Origin of the sequence: Streptomyces sp. FH025, from assembly GCF_017427025.1 — a bacterium.
GTDB lineage: Bacteria > Actinomycetota > Actinomycetes > Streptomycetales > Streptomycetaceae > Kitasatospora.
In genome coordinates this window covers 1-3,631 of the sequence record NZ_JAFLNG010000742.1, presented here as the reverse complement: position 1 = coordinate 3,631, position 3,631 = coordinate 1, and the positions used below count along the sequence as shown (strand labels likewise).

The 3,631-nt window shown below is 74.6% G+C and carries 3 protein-coding genes and 1 tRNA gene; all 4 read right to left on the bottom strand.

All coding sequences use genetic code 11. The annotated features are described in order from the left end of the window. Nucleotides 1-1,090: MFS transporter (locus J0670_RS33080; protein ID WP_207815859.1), on the bottom strand; the 1,090-nt coding region annotated here is incomplete at its 3' end. A 46-nt stretch (nt 1,091-1,136) separates the two neighbouring features. Continuing rightward, nucleotides 1,137-1,964 carry a MerR family transcriptional regulator gene (locus J0670_RS33075; RefSeq protein WP_207815857.1) on the bottom strand — a complete coding sequence of 276 codons (828 nt, stop codon included), beginning with the start codon at nt 1,962-1,964 and terminating at the stop codon, nt 1,137-1,139. A 127-nt stretch (nt 1,965-2,091) separates the two neighbouring features. Beyond that, nucleotides 2,092-2,179, bottom strand: a tRNA-Ser gene (locus J0670_RS33070). A 63-nt stretch (nt 2,180-2,242) separates the two neighbouring features. Then, on the bottom strand, nt 2,243-3,631 hold a 1,389-nt coding region (locus J0670_RS33065; RefSeq protein ID WP_243437872.1), incomplete at its 5' end, for a S1C family serine protease.

Genomic DNA, 3,631 nt, shown 5'->3' with positions numbered 1-3,631 from the left:
GCAGGCCGTTGGACAGCACCAGGGCGGCACTCTGCACCAGCGTCAACAGCGCCTGCACCCGGGAGAGGTGGGACGGCGGCGCGGCGCCGAGCACCAGCGGGCCGAGGTGGCAGGCGAACAGCCCCGAGCCGACCCCGGCCACCGTGCCGCCGCCCACCGCCACCGCCGGATCCGCGGCCAGCGCCAGCAGCGCGATGCCCGCCGAGGCCGTACCGAGCCCGGCCGCGGCCCCGACGCCCGCCCGGGCCGACCCGCCGCGCCAGGCGACCAGGACCGCCACCGCGAGCACCCCGGTCGCCTGACCGCCCGTCACCAGCCCGGCCGTCCCCGCCGTCCAGCCGTGCGCCCGGGCGAGCAGCGGCCCGAGCAGGGACACCACCGGCAGCAGCGCCCCGGCGGCGGCACCGGTGAGCAGCAGCGCCACCCGCAGCAGCGGGTCGCCCAGGGCGAGCCGGACGCCGGACACCGCCTCGCGCACCAGCCCCGTCCGCGCGGCGGGGGCGGGTCCGTCCTCCCGCGGTCGGACCCGCAGCAGGACCGGCAGAACGACCCCGAAGCTCACCGCGTCCACCGCCGCCGCGCCGGACAGCCCGCCGACGGCGACCAGCAGGCCGCCCAGCGGCGCCCCGAGCAGCACGGCGACCTGCCCACCGGCCTGCCGCAGCGCGAGCGCCCGGGGCAGCCGGTCCGCGGGCACCAGCCGGCGCGGCATCGAGCCGCTCGCCGGGAGGTGGAAGGCGTCGACCGTCCCGATCACGGCGGCCGCCACGACCAGCAGCCACAGCGGCGCGCCGCGGCCGGCCACCGCGAGCGCCAGCGCGGCGGTCGCACCGAGCATCACCGTGGTCCCGACGAGCATCACCCGACGGGCGCCGAACCGGTCCGCCACCGCGCCGCCCAGCAGGACCAGCGCCGTACGCGGCACGGTGATCGCCGTCAGGACCAGCCCGGCCGCGCCGCCGCCGTGCGCGGAGGCGGCCCAGCCGAGGGCGAAGTACAGCGCGGCGTCGCCCAGCAGCCCGGCCTGGGTACCCGCCAGCCAGCACAGGTACGACCGGGGCAGCGCGCCGGTGGCGGTGGCAGTCGTCATGCCGGGCGAGGCTAGGACCCTCGACCGGGTCGAGGGCAAACGCCCGCTACCGGCGGACCACCGGCTCCTGGAGCTCGACGACCCAGCCGGACACGTCCTGCGGGACCTCCAGGTAGCGCTCGCGGGCATAGCCGACCGAGCGGTAGCCGTTCTCGTCGATGAAGCGGGCCAGCGCCTGGAAACTGCCCACCGCCTCGTCCATCGAGCCGCGGTGGACGATGGTCGCCGCCTCCTCGATCGGCGGCAGGTCGACCACCTCGAAGTCGTCCCGGCCCTCCTTCACCGAGGACGCGACCTGCACCCCGACCCGGATGACCACCGAGCCGTCGCCCTCCGGCGAGTCCTCGTAGCGGGCGACGGACGGGCCGACCTCCCCGATCCCGGCCCCGGCCACCCGACGGCACAGCTCGTCGAACAGCGGGCCGATCACCGGGGTGATGTCCTCGGGCTCGTAACTCCTTGCCACGCCGGCCAGTTGGGCCACCCGGACGGACGGCACGGGCTTCACCACGACATCGTGCTGGGACATGCTTCCCTCGCTCTCGATCGTCCGGAGCCTCGCCTCCACCCGGGCCAGCCGCTGCTCGTCCGCCGCGATCGCCTCGGCGAGTTGGGCCCGCCGCAGCCGCAGCATCCCGCGCAGTTCGGCCACGTCCACCTGCTCGTCCAGGACGGCCCGCACCTGTTGCAGCGTGAAGCCGAGCTCCTTGAGCGCGATCACCCGGTTCAGCCGGGCTAGTTGGCCCGCCTCGTAGAAGCGGTACCCGGTGGCGGGGTCGACCCGGGCGGGCCTGAGCAGCCCGATGGCGTCGTAGTGGCGCAGCATCCGCACCGACACCCGGCCGTGGCTGGCGAAGTCTCCGATGTTCAACATGGTGCCTCCACTCCACCGCCTCCCACGGTGTCAGGGTCAACCCCGGCCGCCGGAGCACCCCGGAAACACCGAGGGCGGGTGCCGAGTGGTCTCGGCACCCGCCCTGAGCAGGTGGTTCTCCTACCAGCGGAGAGCGTGGGATTCGAACCCACGGTGACGGGTCACGCCACGACAGTTTTCAAGACTGTTCCCTTAGGCCGCTCGGGCAGCTCTCCAGGCGGAGGTCAGCCTAACGGGTCCGGCGGGGTTCGGTGCACACGATTCCGCGGGCGCGAGGGTCACTGGTCGCCCTCGCGCTGGCCGAGGGTGACCTTGGTGGTGTACGTCTGGCCGTTGCGGGTGTACTCGACGTCGACGGTCTCGCCCGGCTTGTGCGTCCAGATCCGGCTGACCAGGGCGGGGCCGTTCTCGATCGGCACGCCGCCGAGCTTGGTGATGACGTCGCCCGGCTTGAGGCCGGCCTTGTCGGCCGCGCCGCCGGGGGTGACGGCCGGCTGGCCCTGGATGTCGCGGGTCTGGATCTGCGCGCCGTCGCCCTTGTAGTCGTCGTTGCGCAGCACGTCGAGCTTGGCGTAGACCGGCTTGCCGGTCTTGATCAGGGTGTCCGCGACCCACTTGGCCTGGTTGATCGGGATGGCGAAGCCCAGGCCGATGCTGCCGGCCCGGCCGTTGGCGGAGGCGTTGGACTGGATCGCCGAGTTGATGCCGATCACCGCGCCGCTGGAGTCGAGCAGCGGGCCGCCGGAGTTGCCGGGGTTGATCGAGGCGTCGGTCTGCAGGGCGTTCATGTACGAGGCCTGCGAGCCGGTCTCGTCCCCGGAGGCCACCGGGCGGTCCTTGGCGCTCACGATGCCGCTGGTGACGGTGGACTCCAGGCCGTACGGCGCACCGATCGCGACGGTCGCGTCGCCGACGTTGACCTTGTCGGAGTCGGCCAGCGGCAGCGGCGCCAGCTTGCTCTTCGGCGGGTTGTCGATCTTGATCACGGCGACGTCGTAGCCCTCGGCGTGGCCCAGCACCGAGGCGCTGTACGACGTGCCGTCGGAGAACTTGACGGTCAGTTTGCCGCCGTTGAGGGTCGGCGCGACCACGTGGTTGTTGGTGAGGATGTGGCCCTCGGTGTCGAAGACGAAGCCGGTGCCGGTGCCCGACTCGGTGCTGCCCTGGGCCTTGATGGTGACGACGCTGGGCAGCGCCTTCTGCGCGATGGCGGCGATCGAACCGGGGACGGGCTCGTTCTTCTGGGTGTTGCTGGCCTGGACGGTGGTGCTGCGGTGGTCGTCCGCCGAGCTGCTGCTGTTGCTGGGGTTCGTGGCGACCACGCCGATCGCGCCGCCGGCCACACCGGCGACCAGTGCCACGGCCGCGAGCAGGGCGACCAGGCCGCCGCGCTTGCGGCGCGGGCCGCCGGGGCCGGTCGGGCCGCCGGGGTAGTCGGCCGGGTAGCCGAGCGGGCCGTTCGGGCCGCCGGGGTAGCCCGCGCCGCCGGAGGTGGCGTCGTGGGTGGGGCCCCAGCCGCCGAGGGGCTGGCCGGCGCCGAACGGGTGGTGGCCGTGCGCGGCGGGCGCGGGGGCGGCCGGAGCGCCGTACGGCTCCTGCGCCCCGTAGGGCTCCTGCGCGCCGGCGGCCGGGACGCCGTGGGTCGGGGTCGCGTACGGGTTGGCGCC